Below are 25,812 nucleotides of genomic sequence, written 5' to 3'. Positions count from 1 at the left end.
TCCCCGGCCCCGGGGGGCTCGGGGGTGACGCCGGAACCGCCAGGTGAGGCGGTACCGGTCTCCCCTCGACCATGTTCCACACCGGGTGCCGCATCGCTGTGGCGTCCGCGCCCCGTTTCGTTCCCGATCCGGGGAGTGTCTACTGGCGCGGATTCCAGAGCGGGCCGCTGAGGAAGCACGGCCCGGTGGGTCTTCCGCCCTGTGCGCAACGTAGCCATCAAGGTCACCTCCTCATAGGTGATGGCTGGGTCTGGTAACGGCGACTCTCAACCTGAGGGGCTGAGGGCTCGGTCCTTCAGGGCCGGGATCCCGTTACGACACTCATGATGCCTCTCCGTCGGTACATGAAGACCAGCTTTCCGTGACTGTCCGTAGCAGGGGCGGGAATCGCGGAATTCGTGAATAAGTGACCCGCCACTTCGCCTCCGACCGCCGGACCGCAACCGAACCGCCCGTCCGCTACCCCAGCGCGGTGGCCGCCGCCCGCCCTGCCGTACGCCCCGAGAAGACGCACCCGCCCAGGAAGGTGCCCTCCAGCGCCCGGTACCCGTGCACGCCGCCCCCGCCGAACCCGGCGACCTCGCCCGCCGCGTACACCCCCGGAAGCGGGCTCCCGTCCGCCCGCAGCACCCGGGCGTCCAGGTCGGTGTGTAGCCCGCCCAGCGTCTTGCGGGTCAGCACGTGCAGGCGCACCGCGATCAGCGGCCCCGCCTTGGGGTCCAGGATCTGGTGCGGCCTCGCCACCCGCGCCAGCCGGTCGCCCCGGTACCGGCGGGCGCCGTGGATCGTCATGACCTGGAGGTCCTTGGTGAAGGGGTTGACCATCTCGCGGTCGCGCGCGACCACTTCGCGGGTGACGGTGTCGGGGTCGAGCACCCCGTCGCCCGCCAGCTCCCGCATCCCGTCGATGAGCGCGGGCAGCCGGTCGGCCACCACGAAGTCCTCGCCGTGCCGCTTGAACGCCTCCACCGGACCCGGCGCCCCGGGCAGCACCCGCTGGAGCACGAGCTTGACGTCCTTGCCGGTCAGGTCCGGGTTCTGCTCCGACCCCGACAGCCCGAACTCCTTCTCGATGATCTTCTGCGAGAGCACGAACCACGTGTAGTCGTGGCCGGTGCGCATGATGTGCTCCAGCGTGCCCAGGGTGTCGAACCCGGGGAAGCACGGCGCGGGCATGCGCCGACCGGTCGCGTCCAGCCACAGCGACGACGGCCCCGGCAGGATCCGGATCCCGTGCCGCGCCCAGATCGGGTTCCAGTTCGTGATGCCCTCGGTGTAGTGCCACATCCGGTCGGGGTTGATAATCCGGCCGCCCGCCCGTTCGGTGATGGCGAGCATGCGCCCGTCCACGTGTGCGGGGACCCCGGAGAGCATGTGCGCGGGCGGAGTGCCCAGCCGCTCGGGCCAGTTCTTCCGTACCAGGTCGTGGTCGGCGCCGATCCCGCCGGAGGTGACGATCACCGCCTGCGCGCCCAGTTCGAACTCCCCGACCACGTCCCTGCCGCTGGCCTCCCCGCGCTGGACGTCGCTGGGCGCCAGCACCGCCCCGCGCACCCCGGTGACGGTTCCGTTCGTCACCACCAGACCGTCCACGCGGTGCCGGAAGCGCAGGGTGACCAGCCCGCGCTCGACGGCCGCGCGCACCCGACGCTCGAACGGCGCCACGATCCCCGGGCCCGTGCCCCACGTGATGTGGAAGCGCGGCACCGAGTTGCCGTGCCCCCCGGCCAGGTGGCCGCCCCGCTCCGCCCAGCCGACCAGCGGGAAGATCCGCAGGCCCTGCGCGTGCAGCCACGCGCGCTTCTCCCCGGCCGCGAAGTCGACGTAGGCCTCCGCCCACCGGCGCGGCCAGGCGTCCTCGGGACGGTCGAAGGCGGCCGTGCCCATCCAGTCCTGGAGGGCGAGCTCCGTCGAGTCCCTGATCCCCATCCGGCGCTGTTCGGGGGAGTCGACGAGGAACAGTCCGCCGAACGACCAGAACGCCTGCCCGCCCAAGGAAGCCTCGGGCTCCTGGTCCACCAGGACCACCCGCTTGCCCGCGTCGGCGAGTTCGGCGGTCGCGACCAGTCCGGCCAGCCCCGCTCCGACGACCACCACGTCGGCCTGGTCGACTCGACTGCTCATGCGGACACTTCCCCTCGACGGTCGGGCGCGATGACGACGACTGTGCCCAGGGGAGCGCCCCATGGCAAGGGAGGTGTGTGTCCCGCGCCACAGGGTTTGTCAGGGTGTGACAAGGAATGGGGTTCGTGGCACGATGTCCGGATTCACCCGGGCGGTCCGTTGCCCCTGGTCGTCCGGGCCGCCGTCCCCCGCTCGAAGGAATCCCCCGTGGCCTTCCATCCCCCGACGTTCGAGCCCGGTCCGGTCGCCACGGCGATCGGCGTCGCGCTGATCGTGTGCCTGGTCCTGCAACCGTTCGCCTTCCGTCCCCTCTACGCGGCGACCCGGAGACCGGTCCCCCCGGAGGGGTCCTCGCCCCTGGTCCGCCTGCAGCGAGCCACCGCGTGGTGGTCCCTGGCGCAGGTGTTCGCAGGCATGCTGTTCATCGGAACCGCGACAGGGGTGACCCCGGCGGACATCGGAGTGTCCCCGCCCGCCTTCCACGGGTTCGGTGACGGCCTATTCGTCCCGTTCGCGACCGTGGTCGGAGTCGTGTTCCCGGCAGTGTTCCTCGTTCTGGTGGCCAAGCAGGCCTGGGGGCTGCGGCGCACGGACGGCACACTTCCCCCGAACGTCCAGGCGAGGATGCCGCGCGCGACGCTCGCCCTCCTGCCGCGGAACGTCGCGGAACGCAGGGCGGTCGCCCTGGGCTCCCTGGCGTCGGTGCTGGGTACCACGGTCAGCGTCTACTGCGTACTCATGCCGTTGTTCCTGGGCGGTTTCGGGATCCCACCCCTGGGCGGCCTCGCGTTCGTCTTCCTACTGACCTTGTGGGGCGGGTCCGACACGGGCTGGGGCAACTCCGGCAGCATGGCGCTCCTGGAGGCGACCGCCGCGGCGTGGTACCTGTTCGTTCTCGTCGGGTCCCTCGTCGCCCCGCTGCTGATCTGGGGTCTGGTCCTCGCCGTGTCGCTCGCGGCCATGCCCTACCGCGGACCCGACGCCGACCCCGAGCCCGCCCCGGACGCACCGGCCATGACGTGGCGGCCGGACGACGGCGCCGCGACCCCGGACCCGCGGCCCTGACCTCAGACCCCGAAGCGCACCAGCGACCGGCCGCCCCTGCCCCGGCGCATCCGCTCGAACGCCTCGGGCACCCCGGACAGCGGGATCTCGTCGGTGACCATCGAGGCCAGGTCCAGCGCGCCCGAGCGCACCAGCTCCGCCAGGACGGGGATGTCGCGCGCCGGATCGCTGGACCCGTACACGCACCCGCGCACCGTGCGCGCCTGGTGGAACAGCTCCAGCGCGTTGAACGACACCTCGTCGTCCAGGGCGCCCACCCCGACGACCGTCACGGTTCCGCCGCGCCGTGCCGCGTTCCACGCCGCGCGCACGACCGCGGCCGAACCGACCACCTCGAAGGCGTGGTCCGCGCCCCGGCCGCCGGTCAGCGCCCGCACGGCCCTGGTCAGCGAACCGTCGGCGACCAGGAAGTGCGTCGCGCCCAGCGCCCGCGCCAACTCCTCCTTGGCCGGGGACGCGTCCACCGCGATCAGCGGGTCGGCCCCCGCCAGGCGGGCCGCCTGGAGGACCGACAACCCGACCCCGCCCAGTCCCAGGACCACCGCCGACTGGCCCTCGCGCACCCGCGCCGAGTTGGCCACCGCGCCCCACCCGGTGAGCACCGCGCAGCCCAGCACGGCGGCGACGGCCGGGTCGACCCCGTCGGGCAGCGGGACCACCGCGTGCGCCGGGACGACCGTGGCCTCGGCGAAGGCGCCGGTGCCCAGCCCGGGGTAGACGGGCGTTCCGTCGGCCAGCTCGGCGTAGGTGCGACCGGCGCGGTCCAGGGCGTGCTCGCACAGGTGGGGCTCGCCCTGCGCGCAGAACCAGCACGCCCGGCACGGCGGCGCCCAGTTGAGGATCACCCGCTGCCCCGGCGCGACCCCGGTCACCCCCTCGCCGACCGCCTCGACGGTGCCCGCGCCCTCGTGGCCGAGGACCGCGGGCCAGTTCTGGGGCAGCGTCCCGTCGGACAGGGACAGGTCGGAGTGGCACACCCCGGCCGCGGCGACGCGCACGCGCACCTCGCCCGGCCCGGGATCGGGCAGGACCAGGTCCTGGATGCTCGGCGGGGCTCCGGTCTCGGTGAAGACGGCGGCCTTGACGGTCGTACTCATGGGCGGGCTCCAATCACGCGGTGTCGCGACAGTAGCAATACCGTCTGGTCGGTCGGTGGGGTGGGGCGGGGTGGAGTTTATGGAACTCCCTATATTGGGCTTCCCCGCGCGCGGGTATTTCCTCCTCGATCACCCGGTCACCGCAGGTGGGGCCGGGCCAGCAGCGCCGGGGCAGCGTGGCCGTCGGCGCGGAACGGGGAGGTTCCATGGCGCGACCGGTCGGACCGCCGAAGCCGCGGCACTACCTGATGTGCCGACCCACGTACTTCGCCGTCGAGTACGCGATCAACCCCTGGATGGACCCCGCCGCCGGGGTCGACCGCGAGCGTGCCCTCCGCCAGTGGGAGGCCCTGCGCGACCTGTACCGGGGCCTCGGGCACCAGGTCGCCGAGATCATGCCCATCGAAGGGCTGCCGGACATGGTCTTCGCGGCCAACGGCGCACTCGTCGTGGACGGGCGGGTGTACGGAGCGCGGTTCGCCAGCGCCGAACGCACGCCCGAGGGCCCCGCCTACCTGGACTGGTTCCGCACCGCCGGATACACCGAGACCCGCGAACCCAAGCACGTCAACGAGGGCGAGGGCGACTTCATCACCCTGGACGACGTCGTCCTGGCCGCCACCGGCTTCCGTACCGAGGCCGCCGCGCACCTGGAGGCGGAGCGCTTCCTGGACCGCCCGGTCGTCACCCTGCAACTGGTCGACCCCCGCTTCTACCACCTGGACACCGCCCTGTTCCCGCTCTCCGGCGACCGGGTGGCCTACTACCCGGGCGCCTTCTCCGCGGGCAGCCAGCGCGTCCTGCGCTCGCTCTACCCGGACGCGCTCATCGCGACGGAGGAGGACGCGGCCGTGCTCGGCCTCAACGCCGTGTGCGACGGACGCAACGTCGTCATCGCGGCCGAGGCGACCGCGCTCGCCGACCGCCTCCGCGGGCTCGGCTACGCGGTCCACCCCGTCGAACTCGACGAACTGCGCAAGGCCGGGGGCGGCGCCAAGTGCTGCACCCTGGAACTGCGCGGCATCCGTCCGTGAACGGAACGCGCGCCGCCGGACCCGGACGGCCGGAAACCGCGCACACACGTGCGGATTCCGGCCGTTCAAACCCGACCGGATGTGGGAAATGCCACTCTGCGTCAGGGTGGACTTACCGGTAGTCACAGGTCAGCGTCAGTATCCGTCATCGGGGGTCGTCGGAACCGCCCGTCCGCCCACGATCGGCCCCTGGCCAATCCGGACTGGGCCCCTAGGCTCGAAAACGTGAAGACCAAACAGCGCCGACTTCCGCGTCGTGTCCGGGAGAAGCAGATGATCGACGCCGCCGTCACGGCGTTCGCCCGAGGCGACTACCACACGGTACGCGTCGAGGAGATCGCCGAAGCGGCCGGCACGTCCAAACCCACGGTCTACCACTATCTGGGGTCCAAGGAGGGGATCTTCGCCGCCTGCGTGCGCCGCGAGGCCGACCGGCTCGTCGCCGCGATCCGCGCCGCCGTGCGGGACCCCCAGACCCCGGCCGGAGCCGACCCGCTGCGCCGGGGACTCCAGGCCTTCTTCACCTTCGTCACCGACAACCGCGACAGCTGGACCGTCCTGTACCGGCGGACCTCCTCCCAGGCCGAACCCTTCGCGGGCGAGGTCGTCCGAGCCCGGGACCGCGTGCTGGCCGCGGTCGTCGAGCTCGTCACCGCCTGCACCGGCGACGCCCGCGACGTGCCCGGCGGCGCCGGGTGCCTCCTGGACCCCAAGGAGGCCGAACTCCTGGCGCGCGTGGCGGTCAGCACCGCCGACGCCTGCGCCGACTGGCTCCTGGAGCATCCGGAGGAGACCCCCGACGCCCTGGCCGGGCACGTCACCGAGCTCACCCGGTCGCACCTGCGATCCAGGCACGCGGTCACCGCCCGCTGACACCGGCCACGGTCAGCCGAGCGAGCTCATCACGTGCTTGACCCTGGTGTAGTCCTCCAGGCTGTAGGCCGACAGGTCCTTGCCGTAACCCGAGTGCTTGAACCCGCCGTGCGGCATCTCCGACGCGAGCTCACCGTGACCGTTGATCCACACCGCGCCGAAGTCCAGCGCGGCGCTGACCCGCAGGGCGCGGGCGTGGTCCCCGGTCCACACCGAGGACGCCAGACCCTGGTCGACGCCGTTGGCCAGCGCGACGGCCCCGTCCTCGTCGGCGAACCGCTGCACGGTGACCACCGGGCCGAAGATCTCCTCGCGGACGATCTCGTCCTCGGAGCGCAGGCCGGACACCACCGTGGGGGCCAGGAAGAACCCGGCCTCGCCCACACGGTGGCCGCCGGTCTCCACGACGGCGTGCTCCGGCAGACGCTCCAGCAGCCCCGTGACGCGGGCGAACTGGTCGGCGTTGTTGAGCGGACCGAAGTCGCTCGCCTCGGTCGAGGGCCTGCCGGTCACCAGCGTGGCCGCCTGGCGCGCCAGCTCGGCCACGAACGCGTCGTGGACGCCCTCGTGCACCAGGACACGGGTCGCGGCGGTGCAGTCCTGACCGGCGTTGAGGTAGGCGCCGGCGACCACGCCGGAGGCGGTCCCGGCCACGTCCACGTCGTCGAAGACCAGCACCGGCGCGTTGCCGCCCAGCTCCAGGTGCAGTCGCTTGAGGTCGTCGGAGGCCGTACGCGCCACCTGCGACCCGGCGCGGGTGGAGCCGGTGACCGACACCAGACGCCCCGCCGGGTGCTCGACCAGGGTCCGGCCCGTGCCACGGTCGCCCACGACCGTGTTCACCACGCCCGCGGGCAGCACCCCGGCGGCGATCTCGGCCAGCATGACCGTGGTGGTCGGGGTGGTCTCGGCGGGCTTGAGCACCACCGTGTTCCCGGCGGCCAGGGCCGGGCCGATCTTCCAGACCGCCATCATCAGCGGGTAGTTCCACGGGGTGATGCCCACGCAGACGCCCACCGGCTCACGGCGGATCCACGAGGTGCGCCCGCCCGTGTACTCCGCCGCGGCGCGCCCCTCCAGGTGCCGGGCGGCACCGGCGAAGAAGCGCAGCGTGTCCACGCAGAACGGGATCTCCTCCTCCAGCACGGCGGAGCGCGGCTTGCCGGTCTCGCGGCACTCGGCGTCGGCGAACTCCCCGGCGCGGGCGGCCAGGGCGTCGGCGATGGCGAGCAGTGCGTCCTGGCGGCCGGCGGGGGTCTCCCCCCGCCAGCTCCGGAACGCCCGGAGGGACGAGGCCATCGCGGCCTCCACCTCTGCGGCGCCGCTGACACCGGCCCGGCCGCTGACCCGGCCGGTCACCGGGTCGACCAGGTCGAGGGCCCGGCCGTCCGCGGGCGGCACGGGGGCGCCGTCGATGAAGCTGGGCAGCGTGTCGAACTCGTGGATGCGCATGGCGTCCTTCGTCTCTCCTTGCTCGGGTGGTGCGCGCACGGGCACGCGGGTGGGCGCGCGACCGGGGTCCGGGCCGCGCCGCCGTCCACCGGCGCGCCCCCGCGCCGTCGGCGTCGGCCCTAGGCGCGTGTCTGGTTCAGGGCCAGGACGCTGACCAGGTCGTAGGCCACGTGCGAGGCCGCGGTCGCGGTGATCTGCGCGTGGTCGTAGGCCGGGGCGACCTCCACCACGTCGCCGCCCACCAGGTTGCAGGCGGACAGGCCGCGCAGGATCTCCAGCAGCTCGCGGCTGGTGATGCCGCCCGCCTCGGGCGTGCCGGTGCCCGGAGCGTGCGCCGGGTCGAGGACGTCGATGTCCACGGACACGTACAGGGGGCGGTTCCCCACGCGCTGGCGCAGCATGTCGGAGATCTCGTCGACGCCGCGGCGCATCACGTCCGCGGCGGTCACGATGCCGAACCCGAAGCGGCGGTCGTCCTCCAGGTCCTTCTTGCCGTAGAGCGGGCCGCGGGTGCCCACGTGGGCGATCGCCTCGGTGTCGAGGATGCCCTCCTCCACGGCGCGGCGGAACGGGGTGCCGTGCGTGTAGGGCTCGCCGAAGTAGGTGTCCCAGGTGTCCAGGTGCGCGTCGAAGTGCAGCAGGGCGATCGGTCCGTGCCGGCGGTACAGCGAACGGAGCAGGGGCAGGGCGATCGTGTGGTCGCCGCCGAGGGTGACCAGGCGGGTCCCGGCCTCGGCGAACGTCGAGGCGCCCGCGTCCAGGGTCTCCACGGCGTCGCCGATGGAGAACGGGTTGACGGGGATGTCGCCGCCGTCGACCACCTGGAGCCGCTCGAAGGGCGCCACGTCCAGGCCCGGGTGGTAGGGGCGCAGCAGACGGCTCGCCTCGCGGATGGCCGAGGGCCCGAAACGCGCGCCGGGCCGGTACGAGACGCCGGTGTCGAACGGGACGCCCACGACCGCGATGTCGGCGCGGTCGACCTCGTCGATGCGGGGCAGCCGGGCGAAGGTCGCCGGCCCGGCGAAACGCGGCACACGGCTGGAGTCGATGGGTCCGATCGGAGTGTTCATGTCCGTCCTTGTTCTCGCGGCAACGTTGACGCAGGTCACAGCGCTGCGCTCAGACTAGGGAGCGGGTAGGCTTCCCACTAGTGGTTCAATGGCACCACTGTGGCCCCGGAACTGGACGAAGCATCCATATCGGGGGAAGGAGTGTGAGCGCGTGGCCGTCTCCGCCGCCGGGCCCGACACCCACGCCGTCCCTCTCCGCGCGGTGCTGGCCCGCCGCGACCTGGCCCTGGCCTCCGTCGTCGACGCGGGCGACCCCGGCATCGTCTGGGCGGTCGTCAGCGAGCTGGCCGAACCCGCCCTCTACCTGCGCGGCGGCGAGCTCGTGCTGACCGCGGGGCTCAATCTGCCCAGGAGCGCGGAAGGGGTGCGCGACTACGTGCGCTCCCTCGCCGAGGCCCGCGTCAGCGCCGTCGGCTTCGGCGTCACACCCGTGCACGACACGATCCCCGAAGCGCTGGTCGAGGAGTGCCGGAGCCAGGGCCTGCCCCTGGTCGAGGTGCCCCGACCCACCCCCTTCGCGGCCGTCAGCCAGGCCGTGGGGGAGGAGCTGGAGGAGCGGCGCATGCGCGACCTGCGCCGCCTGGGGGAGGCCCACCAGCGGCTCACCCGTGCCGTCACCGCGACGGGCCCGGTCGGCCGGGTCCTGGACGTGCTGGCCGACTCCCTGGGCGCGTGGTCGGCGCTGGCCGCCCCGGAGGGCCTGCACACCAGCTCCGGCGCCCCGGCCGCCCTGGACGAGGAGTTGACGGGGCTGGTCGCCAAGCTCACCGAGGCCACCGGGCCCCGCAGCGCCAAGGCGTCCTCCGGGTCCGACGAGGTCTTCCTGCACACCGTGGGCACACCCCCGGACGACCACGGCGTGGTCCTGGTGGGCCGCCCGCGCCCGCTCGGCATCACCGACCGCGCGGTCCTGCGCACCGCCACCGCCCTGCTCGACCTCCTCTCGCGCCGCCACGACGACGCGCCGCCCGTCCCCGGCCGCCTGCTGACCGCCCTCCTCGTCGACGGCGGGCCGACCGGCCCCGCCGCACCCCTGCTGGCCGAGCTCACCGGGGCGGGGGAGGCGGGCGCGCCCGCCTACCGGGTGCTGCGCGCCGTCCCGGCCGGAACCGGGCGGCACACGTCTCCGGCGGCGCTGCCCCTGCCCACCCGGGTCCTGGACACCGGCGCCGGCCCCGAACCCGGGCTGCGCGCCGTCCTGGCCGACCGGGGCGAGGACGAGCACCGGGCACACCTGGACGAACTGCGCGTGCACGGCTGGATCGCCGCCCTGAGCGGACCGGTCGCCCCCGAGGACCTCCCGGACGCCGACCGCGGGGCCGCGGCCCTGCTGGAGCGGGCCCGCGCCGTGGGCGGACCCCTGGTGTGGGACGGGGACGAGGACCCCTTCGCCGGGCTGCTCACCCCCGCCGGCGCCGACGACCTCGCCCGCCGGATCCTCGGCCCCCTCGCCGAGCAGACCGACTCCGCGCGGACCCTGCGCCGTACCCTGCGGGCCTGGCTCGTGCGCCACGGCAACTGGGACCGGGCGGCCGCCGACCTCGGAGCCCACCGCAACAGCGTCCGCTACCGGATCGGCCGGATCGAGCGCGATCTGGACGTGGACCTCGCCGACGCCGAGCAGCGCATGCGCCTGTGGTTCGCGCTGACACGGTGGCGGGCGGGCGGCTGAGCCCGGGGCACACGGCCCAACCGGGTGGTCCGGTTTCCCGCCGCGCCGTACCGTCGACGGCGGATGGGGAAGACTGGTGCTCGGAATCGGAACGCGGTACCCGCGACGGCCTCCGAACCGCGTGCGTGTTCCGGTTCCGTCCACCGCCCCCCGACCAGAGGTTGGACACTGTTGAACTCCGCAGAGAACGTGAGGACTGGGGCTCTAATGTCGTTTCCCCCTCTGGACACGGCCCTCCCTGCCGGGGTCGACGCCCGAGAACACGCCAACCTGCTGCGCCGGGTGCACGAGGCCGCGCTCACCGGCCGACCGGCTCCCGCCGCGCTGCGTCCTGTCATCGAGGACTCCTGGGTCCGTATGCGGCGCTTCGGGATCGACCCCGACAGCGGACCTCCGCCGCGCGTGGCCCGACCCGACGAACTCCACCGCACCCGGACGGCCTCCCCGATCGCCGAGGTGCTGCCGCTCATCCGCCGTGCCCTGGTCTCGGTCGCCGACGAGGCGGAGCACATCATGCTCGTCACCGACGCCTCCGGGCAGATCCTGTGGCGCGACGGCTCCCACCGCGTGCGCACGGTCGGCGACCGCGTGGGGCTGGTGGAGGGCGCCTACTGGAACGAGGGCAACACCGGGACCAACGCGATCGGGACCGCGCTGGTGGTGGGAAGGCCCGTGCAGGTGTACTCGGCCGAGCACTTCGTCCGCAACCTGCACGCCCTCACGTGCGCCTGCGCGCCCGTCCACGATCCGCGCGACGGGCGCCTGCTCGGCGCCATCGACGTCACCGGACCGGTCTCGACCGTCCACCCCTCCACCCTGGCGCTGGTGAACACGGTCGCCCAGCTGGCCGAGGCGCACCTGCAGAGCATCCACCACGAGCACCTGGAGCGCCTGCGGGCGGTCGCCGCGCCCCTGCTGGCCAGGATGAGCGGACCCGCCCTGGTCGTCGACGAGGCGGGATGGACCGCGGCCGCCGTGCACATCGAGCCGGTCCGACGGGTGCTCCTGCCCACCCAGCGCGAGACCGGCACCGCCTGGCTGCCCGCGCTGGGCGAGTGCGCGCTCGAACCCCTCCCGGGCGGCTGGCTGGTCCGCCCCTGCCGGGAGGAGTCGGCCAGCCCCACGACCGTCACCCTGGAACTGTCCCGGGCGGCGTCGCCCGCCGTACGGGTCGCCGGGCCCAGCGGGGAGTGGGCGCACCGTCTCACGCCGCGCCACGCCGAGCTCCTCCTGCTCCTGGCCGTCCACCGCGAGGGGCGCACGGCGGCCCAGCTGTCCGAGGACGTGTTCGGAGCGGCCGGACACGTGGTGACCGTGCGCGCCGAGCTCTCCCGGCTCCGCCGCCACCTGGGCGGCATCCTGGACAGCCGCCCCTACCGGTTCAGCGAGGAGGTGCGGGTGTGCGTCTCCTGGCCGCGGGAACGGGCGGACCTGTTGCCCGGCTCCCTCGCCCCCGGGGTCCGGATCCTGCGCGAGCGGGACGCCCACCGTGCCGGGGTCATTGCGGCGGGTGGGGGAGTCGCAACCTAGTGCAACCGTTGCCTGGTCGGTGGGGATGGTGTGGACTGTTCGCACACGGCCCGCCAGGCCGGGCGGACGGTGTCGGGCGTGAGAGGGCGCGACATCCGGAGCCACGGCGTCAGCGGCGATCGCCGCCCGCGGAACCTTGAGGGGGGTTGCAGGGCAGAGGCGAACGCGCGAGCGGGCCCCCGGTGGTCCAGGGCGACAGGGGGAGCTCTCTGGACACACCGCGCGCACGGCGTGCCTCCGAGGTGGCTCCTCGGGGGCACGCCGTCACCCCGTGCCGCCGCCGCTCTCCCCGGCGGCCTCCCCGGATCCGTCCGGCTCCGGGCCGCCCTCCCCGGTGTCCTCCCCGGCCAGAGCGGGCGCGCACTGGAAGCAGTCCATCGCGAACACTTCGGCGCCGCCGACCCGGCCGCTGAACACCCCGCGCAGGCCGTCGTCGCCCGTCTCCCGCTCGGCGAGCACTTCGGGCCGCAGGCGTCCCTCGAAGACCAGGGGGTCGCCGTCGCGGGTCGTGCCGGTGCAGTGCACCTCCACGGCCCCGTCGCCCTCCCGGTCGGCCTCCTCCCGGCCGTCGGTTCCGGCCGACTGCCCGCCCGCCTCCGGGGAGGAACGCCCGGCTGTCGGCTCGTTCGCGCACGTCAGCACCCCCTGGACCGGGTGTCCGGCGCGGGCGAAGGCGCGTTCGGCCGCGGGGCGCAGCACGGTCGCCGACAGCGCACCCGCGGCCCGCGCCATCTCCCGTCGAGCGGACTCCGCCCGTTCCACGCGCGCGTCGTCGGTGGTGCACGCGGTCGTGAGGACGCCCGCCAGGACGAGGCAGGTCAGCGGAGCGAGAACGGTGGTCGTGCGGACTCTCATGTCTTCCCCCGGGGTGCCGGTCCGGGCGCGGTGCGCACCCGGAGGTGTCCCATGCGACCAATGTCTTGGATGTGGGCAATGCTCCCTATGTCCGACTCGCGAGGAAAGGTGAAAATGTGCTTCATCTTCTGGTCATCGGGGCGCACCACCCCGGGCACGCGCGGGTACCCCAACGAGGGACGGCCGCGACGGCGACGGCGGACCGGCGACCGCCGGGACGGCGCCGCGCGTGTGGCGAACGGCACGAAACCGCCAGCTCGTGGGCGGGGGACGACCTCGCTGGGCTAGACTCGGTGCATTTACGGGTCCGGGCGCACCCGGACCATCCGACCCGACCGTCGCACGAGGGCTCCGGCGCCGACCGGGCCACCGTGTGAACCAGCGGGCGGCGCACGGCGTCGAACGGGGGACCGCGAGCGGCCCCGCGTCCCGCCCGTGGGCCACCCGACAGACCTTCCCGACGGAGGTGGACCGTGTCCGCTGACCACCGAGACCAGCAGCCCAGCCCGCAGGGTTCGCGTATCGACCCGCACGTCGGCCGCTACGCACTCCGAGCACAGGGCATGGTCGCATCGGAGGTCCGCGCACTGTTCGCCGTCGCGTCCCGCCCCGAGGTCGTCTCCCTCGCCGGAGGCATGCCCAACGTCGCGGCGCTCCCGCTCGACCAGATCGGCGAACTCGTCCGCGACGTCGTCGCCGAGGAGGGCCCGGCGGCCCTCCAGTACGGTTCCGCCCAGGGCGACCCCGTGCTGCGCGAGCAGATCTGCGACTACATGACGCTGGAGGGCATCACCGCCAGCCCGGACGACGTCATCGTCACCGTCGGCTCCCAGCAGGCCCTCGACCTCATCACCCGCGTCTTCGTCGACCCCGGCGACGTCGTCCTGTGCGAGGCGCCCACCTACGTCACCGCGATCAACACCTTCTCCGCCTTCCAGGCCGAGATCCGCCACGTCGCCATGGACGGGGACGGCGTGGTCCCCGAGGAGCTCGACGAGGCGCTCACACGCGCCGCGCGCGAGGGCCGCAGGGTGAAGTTCTTCTACACCGTCCCCAACTTCCAGAACCCCGCGGGCATCACCATGACCGCCGAGCGCCGCGCCCGGGTCCTGGAGATCTGCGAGCGCCACGACGTGCTCGTGGTCGAGGACAACCCCTACGGCCTGCTCCGCTACGACGGGGAGGCCCAGCCCACGCTCTACTCCCAGGGTTCGGGCAACGTCATCTACCTCGGGTCGCTGTCCAAGACCCTCTCGCCCGGCCTGCGCATCGGCTGGGCGCTCGCCCCCGCGCCCGTCCGCGCCAAACTGGTCCTGGCCGCCGAGTCGGCGATGCTCAGCCACTCCACGTTCAACCAGCTGGTCGTGCGCCGGTACCTGCGGACCTTCCCCTGGCGCGAGCAGATCAAGGCGTTCAACACCATGTACGGCGAGCGCCGCGACGCCATGCTCGGCGCCCTGGAGGCGATGATGCCCGCCGGGTGCACCTGGACCCGCCCCGAGGGCGGCTTCTTCGTCTGGGCCACCCTGCCCGAGGGCATCGACGCCAAGGCCATGCTGCCCCGGGCGGTCGCCGAACGCGTCGCCTACGTGCCCGGCACCGGCTTCTTCGCCGACGGGCGCGGCCGTGCCGACATGCGGCTGAGCTTCTGTTATCCGACCCCGGAGCAGATCCGGGAGGGCGTGCGCCGCCTGGTCGGCGCCATCGAGGGCGAGCTCGACCTGCGTGATACGTTCGGCAGCACTCTGGCCCCGCCCACCGAGGGCAGCCAGGCCCCCGCACCCGACCTGCCCTGACCCCTCCCCCCCCCGTAAGGGCACCGCCACCATGTCAGCACCACACAAGGAGGTCCGCGCCGTGGCAGACCTTGACCGCGTTCTCGTACTCGCCGGGGGCCTGTCCCCCGAACACGAGGTGAGCGTCCACTCCGGGCGGAGCGTCGCCGACGCGCTGCGCCGCCTGGACGTGGAGGTCCAGGTCGCCGACGTCGACGGCACGCTGTTGGACCGGTTGTCCGACGACCCGCCGCAGGTGGTCTTCCCCGTCCTGCACGGTGCGGCGGGCGAGGACGGCGCGATCCGCGAGGTGCTGGAGCTGGTGGGGGCGCCCTACGTCGGCGCCCGCCCGCAGGCGTGCCGCCTGGCCTTCTCCAAGCCCGCGGCCAAGGCCCTGATGGCGGCCGAGGGCGTGCGCGTCCCGCGCGGGGTCGCGCTGCCCAAGTCGGCCTTCCACGACCTGGGCGCACCCGCCCTGCTCGCGCGGATGGCCGAACGCCTGGGCCTGCCGCTGTTCGTCAAGCCGGACCGGGGCGGCTCCGCGTTCGGCGCCGCGCCGGTCACGTCGGTCCAGGACCTGTCGGCCGCCCTGGTCTCCTGCTTCGCCTACAGCGACTCCGCGCTCGTCGAGGAGCAGGTCCAGGGCACCGAACTCGCCGTGGGCGTCCTCGACACCGGGGACGGCCCCGTCGCGCTGCCGCCGGTGGAGATCGTGCCCGACGGCGGGGTCTACGACTACGCCGCGCGCTACACCGCCGGGCGCACGGAGTTCTTCTGCCCGGCCCGCCTGGACGCCGACGCCGTCGCGGCCGCCACCGAGGTGGCCCTGACCGCCCACCGGGTGCTGGGGCTGCGCGACCTGTCGCGCACCGACCTCATCGTCGGCGACGACGGCCGGGCCACGTTCCTGGAGACCAACGTCGCCCCCGGCCTCACCGAGACCTCGACGTTCCCGATGGCGGCGGCCGCCGCGGGACTCGACTTCGCGGTCGTGTGCCGGGAACTGGCCCACCAGGCGCTCCTGCGCGGCTGAACCGGAAGGACCGATGCCCCCCACCTCCACCGCCCGTGCCGGAACCGTCGCCGCCGTGCTCAGCCTGGCCGTCGCCGGATGCGCGACGCCGGCCGACGCTCCCGCGCCGCCGGACGGCCGGGCGTCCCCCGCCCCGCAGACCTACCGGCCGCATCCGGCGGACTTCGACGGCGACGGTCATGAGGACCTGGTCCTCGCCCTGCCCGCCGTCGAGATCGACGGGACGCCCGACGCCGGATGCGTCGTCGTCGTTCCCGGATCGGCGGACGGTCCCGACGTCTCGTCGGCCCGGGCGGTCTCCCGCGCCGACGAGGGCGTGCCGGGGTCGGTGGCGGAGGGCGACCGGTTCGGCGGCGGCTCCTGGCCCGGCCCCGGCACCCTCGCCGGGGACCTGGACGGCGACGGCCTCACCGACCTGTTCGTCGGGGCGGGCCACCAGGGCGGCGAGGGGTCCGCGGGGCAGGGGCCGGTCCTGCTGTGGGGGAGCGGGGACGGTCTCGTCACGGGGGCCGCCCTGGACGTCCCCTACGGCTCCGTGGAGGCGATCGGGGACTTCGACGGCGACGGACACCCCGACCTCGTCCACCACGACGCCCAGGCCGGAGGGGGGCCGGCCGAGTTCGGCCTGCTCTACGGCCCCTTCTCCCGGGAGGGCGGACCCGATCGCACGGGCAGCGCGCCCATCGAACCCGGCGGCGACGACCTCTCCCTGGTCCCCGGGGACGTCAACGGCGACGGCCGCACGGACCTGGTCGGTTTGCGCTCGTTCGAGGAGACGGCCCACTCGGCCGGAGTCTGGTTGGGATCGGCCGACGGTCTCCAGCGGTACGAGAGCGACGAACCGCTCCCGACGGCGGACGAGGGCACGGTCGCCGACGTCGACGGCGACGGGTACGGCGACCTCGTGCTCCGGGACCCCGGCGGCAGCGTCGAGAACCCTCCGCACGTGCCCGGCGAGATCGCGGTCGTGTACGGCTCCCCGGACGGCCCCGGCGATCGGCGCGCCGCGCTGACCCTGGACACCGAGGGTGTGCCAGGGGACTCGTTCGAGGGTGACCGGTTCGGTGGGAGCCTCGCCTCCGGGGACGTGGACGGCGACGGGTACACGGACGTCGTGACCGGGGTGCGGCGCCCCAGCGGGGACGGGCCCGTCGACGCCGGGGACGTCGTGGTCCTCCGCGGCGGCCCCGAGGGGCTCACCGGGAACGGGGCGGTCCGGTACGGTCCGGAGGACGTCGGGGCGCCCGTCTCCTCGCACGACTCCCAGCCCCTGGCACTCGACGCGGACGGTGACGGCCTCACCGAGGTGTTCGTGCGCTCGCGCCCGGAGAGCGCCCAGACCTACCCGGAGGTCCTGGGTTCCCTGTGGATGTTCCACGGCGACGGGGAGCCGGCCGGGATCCTCGACCTGACGGGCGTCCCCTCCCTCCCCGGGGAGTAGCGCGGCCCCGGTCGTCGCCTCGGCCGCCGTTCCCGACCCGCGTGGCGAGGACCGCGCAGCATTCGGCGACGGACGATCATTCGCCTACTGATGCTGTTCAGAGGGCGAACAATTCGGGTGGTAGTGTTCCCGCCGCAGACCTCCCACGCGTGGGGGACGACCGGGACGCCCCCCAAGGGCTCACCGCCCCGGCCCCGCGCACCACCGAAGCGACGGAAGGTGAGCCGCATGCGCACACGTGAGTTCCAGGGGACCCCGGTCGGGCGGGTCGGGCTCGGCCTCATGGGCATGAGCTGGGCCTACTCGGCCTCCGAACGCGACGACGCCCGATCGGTGGAGCTGATCCGCGAGGCCGTCGGTCTGGGCGTGAACTTCCTGGACACCGCCCAGGTCTACGGCGGCGGCCACAACGAGGAGCTGGCTGGCCGCGCCCTCAAGGGCATCCGCGACCAGGTCGTCCTGGCTACCAAGACCGGCCTGGTCATGGACGACGCCGCGACGCTGGCCATGCACCAGGACGGCACGCCCGACCACGTCCGCCGCTCCCTCGACGAGAGCCTGCGCCGCCTCGGCACCGACTCCGTCGACCTGTACTACCTGCACCGCGTCGACCCCGGCGTGCCCCTCACCGACACCTGGGGCGCCATGGCCGAACTGGTCGCCCAGGGCAAGGTCCGCCACCTGGGGCTGTCGGAGGTCACCCGCGCCCAGGCCGACGAGGCGCACGCCGTCCACCCCGTCGCAGCGATCCAGTCGGAGCTGTCCCTGTGGACCCGCGACGCCCAGGGCGCCGAGGGCGGGAGCGCGGGCGGCGCCGCGGGGATGGCCGGCGGCGGCGAGGGCCCCGGAGACGTCGTGGGCTGGTGCGCCGAGCACGGCGCGGCCTTCGTCCCCTTCTCCCCACTGGGCCGCGGCTTCCTGACCGGGACGGTCACGGCCGAGGGCCTGGAGGAGGGCGACCTGCGCGCCCGGCAGCCGCGCTTCCAGGAGGAGGCCGTCCGCCGCAACCAGGCGCTCGTGGACGTCGTGCGGCGCGTCGCCGAACGGCGCGGCACCACGCCCGCCCGGGTGGCGATCGCCTGGACCCTCGCCCAGGGCGACCACGTCATCCCCATCCCCGGCACGAAGAAGTCGGGCTACCTGCACGACAACGCCGGTGCCGCCGACCTCGACCTGACCTCCGAGGACCTGCGCGAACTCGACGACCTGCCCACGGCGGCCGGCACCCGGTACTAGCGCACCGGCCCCGGGCCGCCTCCCGCGGGGAACGGCCCGGGGCCCGTGTCAGTCCCGCGCGAGCCCCAACGCCTGCTCGACCCCGGCGCGGACGGTCGCGCGCAGCAACGCGACCTTGTACCCCGTCGCGGGCAGCGGGGAGCACAGGTCGGCCAGGCCGTCCAACGCCTCCGCGACCGCCGCGCCGGGTTCGGCGCCCGGCACCGCGCCCACCAGCGCGGACTCCAGCTCCGGCAGCCGCAGCGGCGTGCGCGCCACACCCCCGACCGCGACGGCGGCCGAGGCCACCGGACCCCGGCCCTCCGCGCCGCAGTCCAGCCGGACGGTCACCTCCACCAGCGGCCACTCGGCGCGGGCACGCCCGGTCGCCCGCAGGTAGGCCGCCCGCTCGCCGGGCACCGGCTCGGGCAGCGACACCGCCGCCAGCACCTGCGACGGGCCCAGCACGTGGTCGCGGGTCGGGTCCGCTCCGTCGAAGAGGTCCGCCACCGGCCGCTCGGCGGTCCCGTTCCCCGCCACCTCCACCACGGCGTCGTAGGCCACCAGGGCCACGGCCACCGTCGACGGGTGCGGCGCCACGCAGGGGCCCTGGTCCACCACGACCCCGTGCAGATGGTCGCCCTCCCGCGCCGGACAGGAGTCCCCTCCGGTCTGGAAGCAGTCGAAGGCCGGATTGCGCAGGTACCAGCACCGGTTGCGCTGGAGGAGGTTGCCGCCCAGGGTGGCCGTTCCGCGCACCTGGGGCGTGGCGAGCGCCCCCGCCGTGCGCGCCAGGGCCGGGTAGGCCGAGCGCAGCCGGGGGTCGGCGGACAGCTCGTGCACGCTGGTCAGCGTGCCGACCCGTGCTGACCCGTCCTCGCGCCAGCGGATCCCGCGCAGGTCGTCCACCCCGGTCAGGTCCACCACCGGCGCCGGGGCGAGCACCCCGTGGGCCAGGCACGCGGTCAGGTCGGTCCCTCCCGCGCGCGGCCGGGCCCCCGTCCCGTCCAGCTGGGACAGCGCGGTGTCCAGGTCACTCGGTCGCGTCGTGGTCATCGCAGCCCCTCGATCAGTCGGTCCGGACGGATGGGCAGGTCGTGCGGGCGCCAGCCGGTCGCGTCGAACACGGCGTTGGCCACGGAGGCCGCCACGCCCACCGTCGACACCTCGCCCAGTCCCACACCGCCCCCGGGCACGTGCTCGAACCCTTCCTCGTGGAAGTGGACCTCCGTCTCGGGCACGTCGCCCATCCCGGGGATCCGGTAGTCCTCCAGGTTGTCGGTCAGCACGGTGCCGGTGGCGGGGTCGTCGCGCCGTTCCTCGAACAGCGCGTAGCCCACTCCCTGCACCACCGCCCCCTCGCACTGGTTGCGGGCGAGCCGTTCGGAGTAGACACGGCCGGCCGCGATCCCCGCCCAGCAGCGGGTCGGCCGGACCCGCCCCAGCAGGGTGTCGACCTCCACCTCCATGACGTGGACGGCGCCGATCAGCCCCCGCCCGACCGCCAGGTCGTTCCCGGCGAGCAGCGCGGACATCCGCTCCCACCGGTCCAGGGAACGCCCGCCGGTCACCCGCAGCCCCTCGGCGTCCGCGAGCGCCTCCTTGAGGGCGATCTCGGGGATGGGACCCGACGCGGGGACATCGGAGGAGTGCTCGCGCAGACCCTCGCGCAGCTTGTCGGCCGCCTCGGCGGCGGCCGGTCCCATCGAGGTCGTGGTCCGGCTCCCGAAGGAGCCCGTGCCGTGCACCGAAGAGCTGTCCCCGATCTCCACCCGCAGGGCGGAGGCGGGCACGCCGAGCCGGTCGGCCACCACCTCGCCCAGGACCGTGCGGATGCCGGTGCCGATGTCCTGGGTGGCCGAGCGGACGACCACCGTGCCGTCCTCGACCGACAGCTCCACCTTCGCCTGCGGGCCGAGGAGGTAGATCCAGTTGCTCGCGGCCAGGCCCACGCCGCGGCGGAACCGACCGGTGCGCTTCCCGCGCGGGCGGTCGCGCCACAGGGGGAGCCTGGAGACCTGTTCGTACAGGGCCGCGCGCTTGGGGTTGCCGTCCCAGCGCCGCCGCAGGCTCAGCGGGTCCTCGCCCAGGCGCAGCGCCATCTCGTCCACCGCCTGCTCCAGGGCGAAGCCCATCGGCGGCCCGCCCGGCCCGCGGAACGGCGCGCCCGGCGGGCGGTTGGTCACCACGTCGAAGTCCCGGACACGGCGCGGCGTGCGGCCGTACATCAGCGCGGCGAGCGTGGCCGTGTTGGAGCCCACCGACACGCCGCCGTCGCCGTGGGAGTCCACGGTCATCGCCGCCAGGTCGCCCTTGTCGTCGGCGAGCAGGGCCACGCGGGTGCGGGTGCCCGGACGGTGCCCGGCGTCGGTCAGCTCCTCGGAGCGGTCGAGCACGACACGTACGGGCGCGTGGGCGAGCCGCGACAGTTCGACCGCGGACACGATCTCGGACGACATCCCGGCCTTGGCGCCGAAACCGCCGCCGACGTACTGGGTGACCACGTGCACCCGTTCGCGGGGGAGTCCCCAGCGCTCGGCGGCCCGGTCGGCGGTCTGGCTCACGCCCTGGGTGGACACGTGCAGCGTCAGGTCACCGTCCGGTCCCCACTCGGCCACGCACACGTGCGGTTCCAGCGGCGTGTGCAGCTGGACGGAGGTGGTGTACTCCTGGGCGACCAGGCGGGGGTCGTCGGCCTCCGCGGCGGCGCGCAGTCGCCGGGCGGCCGTGGCGCCGCGCCAGCTCACCACGCCGGGACCGCGGACGTTGCCCCGCCAGGGCGCGGAGGGGCCGGGGGCCTCCCCGTACGAGGGGGCCGCCTTCTGCTCGGCGCGGGTCGCGTAGAGCACGGGCGCTCCCGGGGCCCGCGCGGACTCGGTGTCCAGGACGGCGGGCAGGAGGTCGTAGTCGATCCGGACGGCCTCGGCGGCGGCCCGGGCCCCGGTCCTGGTGGGCGCGGCCACGGCGGCGATCGGCTGGCCCACGTAGCGGACCGTGCGGTCCTCGGCCAGCAGGACGGTGACGACGGGAGTCCCGTCCTCCCGGGTGCGGGAGCCCTGGTCGGACGCGCCCCGCGCGCCACCCGGGTCGACGGAGCGCACCCGGGCGTGCGGGACGGTCGAGCGCACGATCACCCCCTCCCAACAGCCCTCGGGGGCGAAGTCCGCGCTGAAGCGGGCGCGGCCGGTCACCTTGTCGCGGGCGTCGGCGCGCGGCGGTTCCCGGTCGGGTTCGGTGTCGAACTCCCCGGCGCAGGCGGCGGCCACGGCCGCGAAGATGCCCTCGTAGGCTCCGCACCGGCACAGGTGGCCGGCCAGGGCGTCGGCGATGGTGTCGCGGTCGGGTCGGACGTCGCCGTGCTCGGCGCGCCAGGCGTCGGTGAACGCCGCGGCCTCCACGACGAACCCGGGCGTGCAGTAGCCGCACTGGAGGCCGTCGTGGGCGGCGAAGGCGCGTTGGACGGGATGGGAGCCGCCCAGGCCCTCCACCGTGGTCACCGAACGCCCGGGCAGGGCGTCGGCGGGCAGGAGGCAGGAGACGGCGGGGGAGCCGTCGACCAGCACGGTGCAGGCCCCGCACACGCCGGTGCCGCAGGCGATCTTGGTGCCGGTCAGGCCGAGCCGGTCGCGGATGTGGTCGGCGGCGGTCGCACCCGGGGTGTCCGTGGCCGATACGGGTGAGCCGTTGACTTCCAGGTCCATGGAATCGTTCCTGGTTCATGAGTGAAGTTGACATTGACAACTTAGGTGGGCCGGGTACCCCTGTCAACGACGAAAGCGGCGCACGCCGACCGTTCGGGTCGGCACGCGCCGCGGTCCGGTACGGGCGGTCAGTCGCCGGGCGCCGGCCAGACCGGCTCGAACACCGGCTCGTCGAGCGGCGCCACGGTGGGCCCGCCTCCCCCGCCGTCACCCGGTTCCTCGGGGTCCTCGCCACCGGGATCCTCGCCGGTGCCGTCGCCGTCGGTGCCGTCACCGGGTTCCCCGCTCGGCTCCTCGCCGGTCCCGTCCCCTCCGTCGGTCGCGCCGTCGTCGGGCCCGCCGGTGCTCTCGCCGTCCCCGGGGCAGCCGTCGGTTCCGCAGGGCTCCGTCCCGGGGCAGCCGTGCGCGTGGGGGTCGGCGGCGCAGTCCGCGCCCTCGGCCGGGTCCTGCGCGCCCCCGCCCGCGGGATCCTCCGCGGGTGCGTCGACCGGGTCCTCGACCTGGTTCACCTCTCCGGCCGGATCCTCCCCGCCGGTCGTCGGGGCCTCGGACGGCGGGGCGGAGGGTGTGGATCCGATGGGCACGATCTCGGGGAGGGCGCCCCGGCTGTAGGCCACCAGCAGCAGGACCGCGAGCACGGCCAGGACCGCGGTGGAGGCGGCCCGCGTCAGGACCCCCGTGCGTGCCCCGTGCCTGCGGCGCCGACCGCCCGAGACGCGACGGCCGTGCCAGGGGGCCGCGGTCCCCGTGCGCGGATCCGCGCCGCCGGACCGGTCGCGGGCGGTCGTGCCCTCCGGCGCCGCGGAGCCGCCGGGACCTCCGCGCGCGGCTCCGTCCGCGGCCGTGGCGGCCCACACGACGCCCGTCAGCACGTCCGTGGGCGGGACCACCGGCCGGATGACCGCGGTCCCCTCGTCGACCAACGTGGCGGCCTGCTCCAGGACGGCCGTCGGGGCGAGGCGCGCGGTGGTCGGACCCGTCCCGAGCAGCGTGCTCAGCACGTCCACCGCCCTGGGGCGCGCCGCGGGCTCCTTGTCCAGGCAGCGCCCCAGGACGGGGAGCAGCCGGTCGGGGACCCCGTCCAGGTCGGGCACGTCGCGCAGCACCCGGTCGACCACCTCCATCGTGGTCTCACCGGGGAAGGCGTGCCGCCCGGTCGCCGCGAAGGCCATGACGGCCGCCCAGGAGAACACGTCGCTGGCCGGTCCCACCGTCTGCCCCCGGACCTGTTCGGGGGACATGTAGGCGGGCGTGCCCACCACGCCCGTGGTGTGCCGGGTGGCGTCGTCCAGGCGCGCGATGCCGAAGTCGATCAGCCGCGGGCCGTCCGGGCCGAGGATGACGTTGCCCGGCTTGACGTCGCGGTGCACCACCCCGGCCTCGTGCACGGCCGTGAGCGCGGTGACCGTGGCGATCGCCAGGCGGTCCAGCGCCGGGCCCTCGCGCGGTCCGCCGTCGTGCACCGCCGTGCGCAGGGTGGGGCCGGGCACGTACTCGCTGGCGATGTAGGGCAGGGGCCCGTCCATGTCCGCGTCCAGCACGGCGGCGGTGCAGAAGGGCGCCACGCGGCGTGCCGCCGCGAGCTCCTGGGCGAACCGCGCGCGCTGGCGCGTGTCGTCGCCCCAGGTCGGGGTCAGGACCTTGACGGCCGCGGGCGTGCCGTCCGGGGCGTGACCCAGGTAGACCATGCCCTGGCCGCCTCCGTCGATACGGGCGGAGAGTGTGTAGGGTCCGATGCGTTCGGGGTCCGAGGTGCCGAGCGGTGTGGTCATGGTGCGCGCCTGTCCGAGGGTGGGGGAGCCGCCGGATCGCGGCCTCGTCCACCTCTGTGACGTCGGGCGGAGCGCGCCGGATCCTTACCCGGAGGTTGCAGTACCGTCACCTTTTCCCTTCGGTGGGGGCGGAGCCCGCCCGTGCCGCCCGACGGCGGGCGCCGGGCCGCCGGGCACCCGCGGGTGCCCGGCGGCCCGAGGCGGCGGGGAGAGGGGGTGCTACTCCAGTCCGAGGGCGTGGAGAGCGAAGTGGAACGCGAACACCGCGGTGAGGACCCACATCAGCCAGTGGATCTCCTTGTACTTGCCCTGGGCGGAGCGGACCACGGTGTACGAGATGATGCCGATCCCGATGCCGGTCGCGATGTCGAAGGCGAACGGCATCATCGCGATGGTCAGGAACGCGGGGATCGCGATCGAGATGTCGCTCCAGTCGATGTCCCTGATGTGCATCATCATCATGACGCCGACCAGGACCATCGCCACCGAGGCCGCCTGCGTCGGCACGATCGCGAACACCGGGGCGAAGAAGAGCGCGCTCAGGAACAGACCGCCGGTGACGACGCTGGACAGGCCCGTGCGGGCCCCCTCGCTCACGCCGGCCGTGGACTCGACGAACACCAGGGTCGCCGAGGAGCTGGTCAGGCCACCGACCACGGCGCCGGACCCGTCAGTCACCAGGATCTGGTTGACCCGGGGCATCTGCCCGGTGGCGTCGGAGATGTTGGCCTTGGCGCCGATCGCGAGGATGGTGCCGAGCGCGTCGAAGAATCCGGCCAGCACCAGGGTGAAGAGGATGACGCCGGCGGTGGTCGGACCGGCCGAGGACCAGGCGCCGAACATGTCCACCTGGAAGAGCAGCCCGAAGTCGGGCAGCGCCACCGGGTTGCTGGGCAGCTCGGGGCTGGAGCCGCCCCAGCCCGGCCCGCCCCAGGCGGAGGCGTCGAGGCCGAACACGTAGTGCAGGGCGATGCCCACCAGGGTGGCGCCGACGATCCCGTAGAAGATCGCGCCCGTCACGTTGCGCGCCAGCAGCACCGAGGCCAGGACCAGGCCCGCCACGAAGACCAGGATCGGCCAGCCGTTGAGGTGGCCGCCGGAGTCGGGGCCTCCGAGCGTCAGCAGCGCGCCGCCCGCGCTGACGAAGCCCGCGTTCTTGAGCCCGATGAGGCAGACGAACATGCCGATGCCGACACCGATGGCGATCTTGAGGTTGTGCGGCAGCGCGTTCATCACCGCGGTCCGCACGCCGGTGACCACCATCAGGATGATGACGATCCCCTGCCAGACCACCAAGCCCATGACCTCGGACCAGGTCATGACGGGTGCGGCCACGTAGGCGACCACGGCGCTGACGCCCAGGGCCGCGGCACAGGCGATCGGGGCGCGGCCCACCACGCCCATCATGATGGTGACCAGACCCGCGGACAGCGCCGTCATCGTGGTCAGCTGCGCCGCGTCGAGGGTGTTGCCCGCGGCGTCCTCCACACCGCTGAGGATGATCGGGTTCAGGACGATGATGTAGGCCATCGCCATGAAGGTGGTGAGCCCGCCGCGGACCTCCTGTCCGACGGTGGAACCGCGCTCACCGACGAAGAAGAAACGGTCGAGCCAGGATCGAGCCGGTGCGGCCTGCGCCGTGGAGCGCTGACCGGTGTCGTCGATGTGTGTCATGTCCCCTCCTGGAGGGAGATGAGCATGGAAGTCACCATGCGAGGGGGGATAGCTACACGGAGTAGCCAAACAATGGGTGGTGGAGGACGACGCTGTCCTACCGGGCACCCGCCCCGGTGCCGAGGGCGCCGGCGGAGCCGGGGCGGGCGGTTCTTGGGGGGCTGGGCGGGGGGGGGGGGGGCGGGGGGGGGCGGGGCGCGCGGCCGGGGGGGGGGGGGGGGGGGGGGGGGGGGGCGGCGGGGGGGGGGGGGGGGGGGGGGGGGGGGGGGGGGGGGGGGGGGGGGGGGGGCTGGGGGGGCGGGGGGGCGGGGGGGGGGGGCCGGGGGGGGGGGGGGTGGGGCAACGCCCGTGGTCGCAGTGATCGTGTCACACCGTGCTGGATGCGTCACGCTCGCGGTGGCCCCGAGGGATGAACCGACCGGATCGCGG

Annotated in this window: 18 protein-coding genes; 9 read left to right on the top strand and 9 right to left on the bottom strand. The window is 74.4% G+C overall.

Going from position 1 to position 25,812, the window contains the following annotated elements:
* Nucleotides 1–459: 459 nt before the first annotated feature.
* A complete protein-coding gene (locus ACIBFB_RS18690) occupies nucleotides 460–2,124 on the bottom strand; it encodes an FAD-binding dehydrogenase (RefSeq protein ID WP_397231696.1) in 1,665 nt (554 codons plus the stop codon).
* Between the two features lie 207 nt (nucleotides 2,125–2,331).
* Between ACIBFB_RS18690 and ACIBFB_RS18685 the strand changes: the two genes are divergently transcribed.
* A complete protein-coding gene (locus ACIBFB_RS18685; RefSeq protein ID WP_397231694.1) occupies nucleotides 2,332–3,189 on the top strand; it encodes a hypothetical protein in 858 nt (285 codons plus the stop codon).
* A 2-nt stretch (nucleotides 3,190–3,191) separates the two neighbouring features.
* On the opposite strand, the gene ACIBFB_RS18680 is transcribed toward ACIBFB_RS18685, so the two are convergent.
* Nucleotides 3,192–4,286 carry an alcohol dehydrogenase catalytic domain-containing protein gene (locus tag ACIBFB_RS18680; protein WP_397231692.1) on the bottom strand — a complete coding sequence of 365 codons (1,095 nt, stop codon included), beginning with the start codon at nucleotides 4,284–4,286 and terminating at the stop codon, nucleotides 3,192–3,194.
* 206 nt (nucleotides 4,287–4,492) lie between these two features.
* Between ACIBFB_RS18680 and ddaH the strand changes: the two genes are divergently transcribed.
* Together ddaH and ACIBFB_RS18670 are read left to right on the top strand one after the other, a co-directional pair.
* A complete protein-coding gene (gene ddaH / locus ACIBFB_RS18675) occupies nucleotides 4,493–5,320 on the top strand; it encodes a dimethylargininase (RefSeq protein WP_397231690.1) in 828 nt (275 codons plus the stop codon).
* 225 nt (nucleotides 5,321–5,545) lie between these two features.
* Entirely contained in the window at nucleotides 5,546–6,193 is a 648-nt protein-coding gene (locus ACIBFB_RS18670) for a TetR/AcrR family transcriptional regulator (RefSeq protein ID WP_397231688.1), read from the top strand.
* 12 nt (nucleotides 6,194–6,205) lie between these two features.
* Here ACIBFB_RS18670 and ACIBFB_RS18665 read toward each other — a convergent pair whose 3' ends face one another.
* On the bottom strand, nucleotides 6,206–7,645 hold the full coding sequence (locus ACIBFB_RS18665) for an aminobutyraldehyde dehydrogenase (RefSeq protein ID WP_397231686.1): 1,440 nt from the start codon (nucleotides 7,643–7,645) through the stop codon (nucleotides 6,206–6,208).
* Between the two features lie 119 nt (nucleotides 7,646–7,764).
* Nucleotides 7,765–8,715, bottom strand: a complete 951-nt coding sequence (gene speB / locus ACIBFB_RS18660) for an agmatinase (protein WP_397231684.1) — start codon at nucleotides 8,713–8,715, stop codon at nucleotides 7,765–7,767.
* A 151-nt stretch (nucleotides 8,716–8,866) separates the two neighbouring features.
* Here speB and ACIBFB_RS18655 point away from each other — a divergent pair, with 151 nt between their 5' ends.
* On the top strand, nucleotides 8,867–10,387 hold the full coding sequence (locus ACIBFB_RS18655) for a PucR family transcriptional regulator (RefSeq protein ID WP_397231682.1): 1,521 nt from the start codon (nucleotides 8,867–8,869) through the stop codon (nucleotides 10,385–10,387).
* 207 nt (nucleotides 10,388–10,594) lie between these two features.
* Nucleotides 10,595–11,917 carry a GAF domain-containing protein gene (locus ACIBFB_RS18650; protein WP_397231680.1) on the top strand — a complete coding sequence of 441 codons (1,323 nt, stop codon included), beginning with the start codon at nucleotides 10,595–10,597 and terminating at the stop codon, nucleotides 11,915–11,917.
* A gap of 264 nt (nucleotides 11,918–12,181) precedes the next feature.
* On the opposite strand, the gene ACIBFB_RS18645 is transcribed toward ACIBFB_RS18650, so the two are convergent.
* Nucleotides 12,182–12,772, bottom strand: a complete 591-nt coding sequence (locus ACIBFB_RS18645; protein WP_397231678.1) for a hypothetical protein — start codon at nucleotides 12,770–12,772, stop codon at nucleotides 12,182–12,184.
* Nucleotides 12,773–13,335: 563 nt separating this feature from the next.
* Here ACIBFB_RS18645 and ACIBFB_RS18640 point away from each other — a divergent pair.
* The 4 genes from ACIBFB_RS18640 to ACIBFB_RS18625 all read left to right on the top strand — a co-directional run bounded on the left by ACIBFB_RS18640 (nucleotide 13,336) and on the right by ACIBFB_RS18625 (nucleotide 18,257).
* Complete coding sequence (locus ACIBFB_RS18640; RefSeq protein WP_397232038.1) at nucleotides 13,336–14,568, top strand: PLP-dependent aminotransferase family protein; 1,233 nt, start codon at nucleotides 13,336–13,338, stop codon at nucleotides 14,566–14,568.
* A 61-nt stretch (nucleotides 14,569–14,629) separates the two neighbouring features.
* On the top strand, nucleotides 14,630–15,580 hold the full coding sequence (locus ACIBFB_RS18635; RefSeq protein WP_397231676.1) for a D-alanine--D-alanine ligase: 951 nt from the start codon (nucleotides 14,630–14,632) through the stop codon (nucleotides 15,578–15,580).
* Between the two features lie 13 nt (nucleotides 15,581–15,593).
* Nucleotides 15,594–17,021: an FG-GAP and VCBS repeat-containing protein gene (locus ACIBFB_RS18630; protein WP_397231674.1), complete on the top strand. Its 1,428-nt coding sequence runs from the start codon at nucleotides 15,594–15,596 to the stop codon at nucleotides 17,019–17,021.
* A 228-nt stretch (nucleotides 17,022–17,249) separates the two neighbouring features.
* A complete protein-coding gene (locus ACIBFB_RS18625) occupies nucleotides 17,250–18,257 on the top strand; it encodes an aldo/keto reductase (protein ID WP_397231672.1) in 1,008 nt (335 codons plus the stop codon).
* A 48-nt stretch (nucleotides 18,258–18,305) separates the two neighbouring features.
* On the opposite strand, the gene ACIBFB_RS18620 is transcribed toward ACIBFB_RS18625, so the two are convergent.
* From ACIBFB_RS18620 to ACIBFB_RS18605, 4 genes are all read right to left on the bottom strand, one after another.
* Nucleotides 18,306–19,292 carry an FAD binding domain-containing protein gene (locus ACIBFB_RS18620; RefSeq protein ID WP_397231670.1) on the bottom strand — a complete coding sequence of 329 codons (987 nt, stop codon included), beginning with the start codon at nucleotides 19,290–19,292 and terminating at the stop codon, nucleotides 18,306–18,308.
* Nucleotides 19,289–21,937, bottom strand: a complete 2,649-nt coding sequence (locus ACIBFB_RS18615) for a molybdopterin-dependent oxidoreductase (protein ID WP_397231668.1) — start codon at nucleotides 21,935–21,937, stop codon at nucleotides 19,289–19,291. Before ACIBFB_RS18615 ends, ACIBFB_RS18620 begins: the two co-directional genes overlap by 4 nt.
* A gap of 128 nt (nucleotides 21,938–22,065) precedes the next feature.
* Nucleotides 22,066–23,709 carry a serine/threonine-protein kinase gene (locus ACIBFB_RS18610; protein ID WP_397231666.1) on the bottom strand — a complete coding sequence of 548 codons (1,644 nt, stop codon included), beginning with the start codon at nucleotides 23,707–23,709 and terminating at the stop codon, nucleotides 22,066–22,068.
* 219 nt (nucleotides 23,710–23,928) lie between these two features.
* Entirely contained in the window at nucleotides 23,929–25,383 is a 1,455-nt protein-coding gene (locus ACIBFB_RS18605) for an NCS2 family permease (RefSeq protein ID WP_397231664.1), read from the bottom strand.
* Between the last annotated feature and the right edge of the window lie 429 nt (nucleotides 25,384–25,812).

This window comes from Nocardiopsis sp. NPDC050513 (genome assembly GCF_044457925.1).
Classification (GTDB): Bacteria; Actinomycetota; Actinomycetes; order Streptosporangiales; family Streptosporangiaceae; genus Nocardiopsis.
The sequence above is the reverse complement of the archived record's forward strand: the minus strand, read 5'-3'. Positions and strand labels throughout refer to the sequence as shown.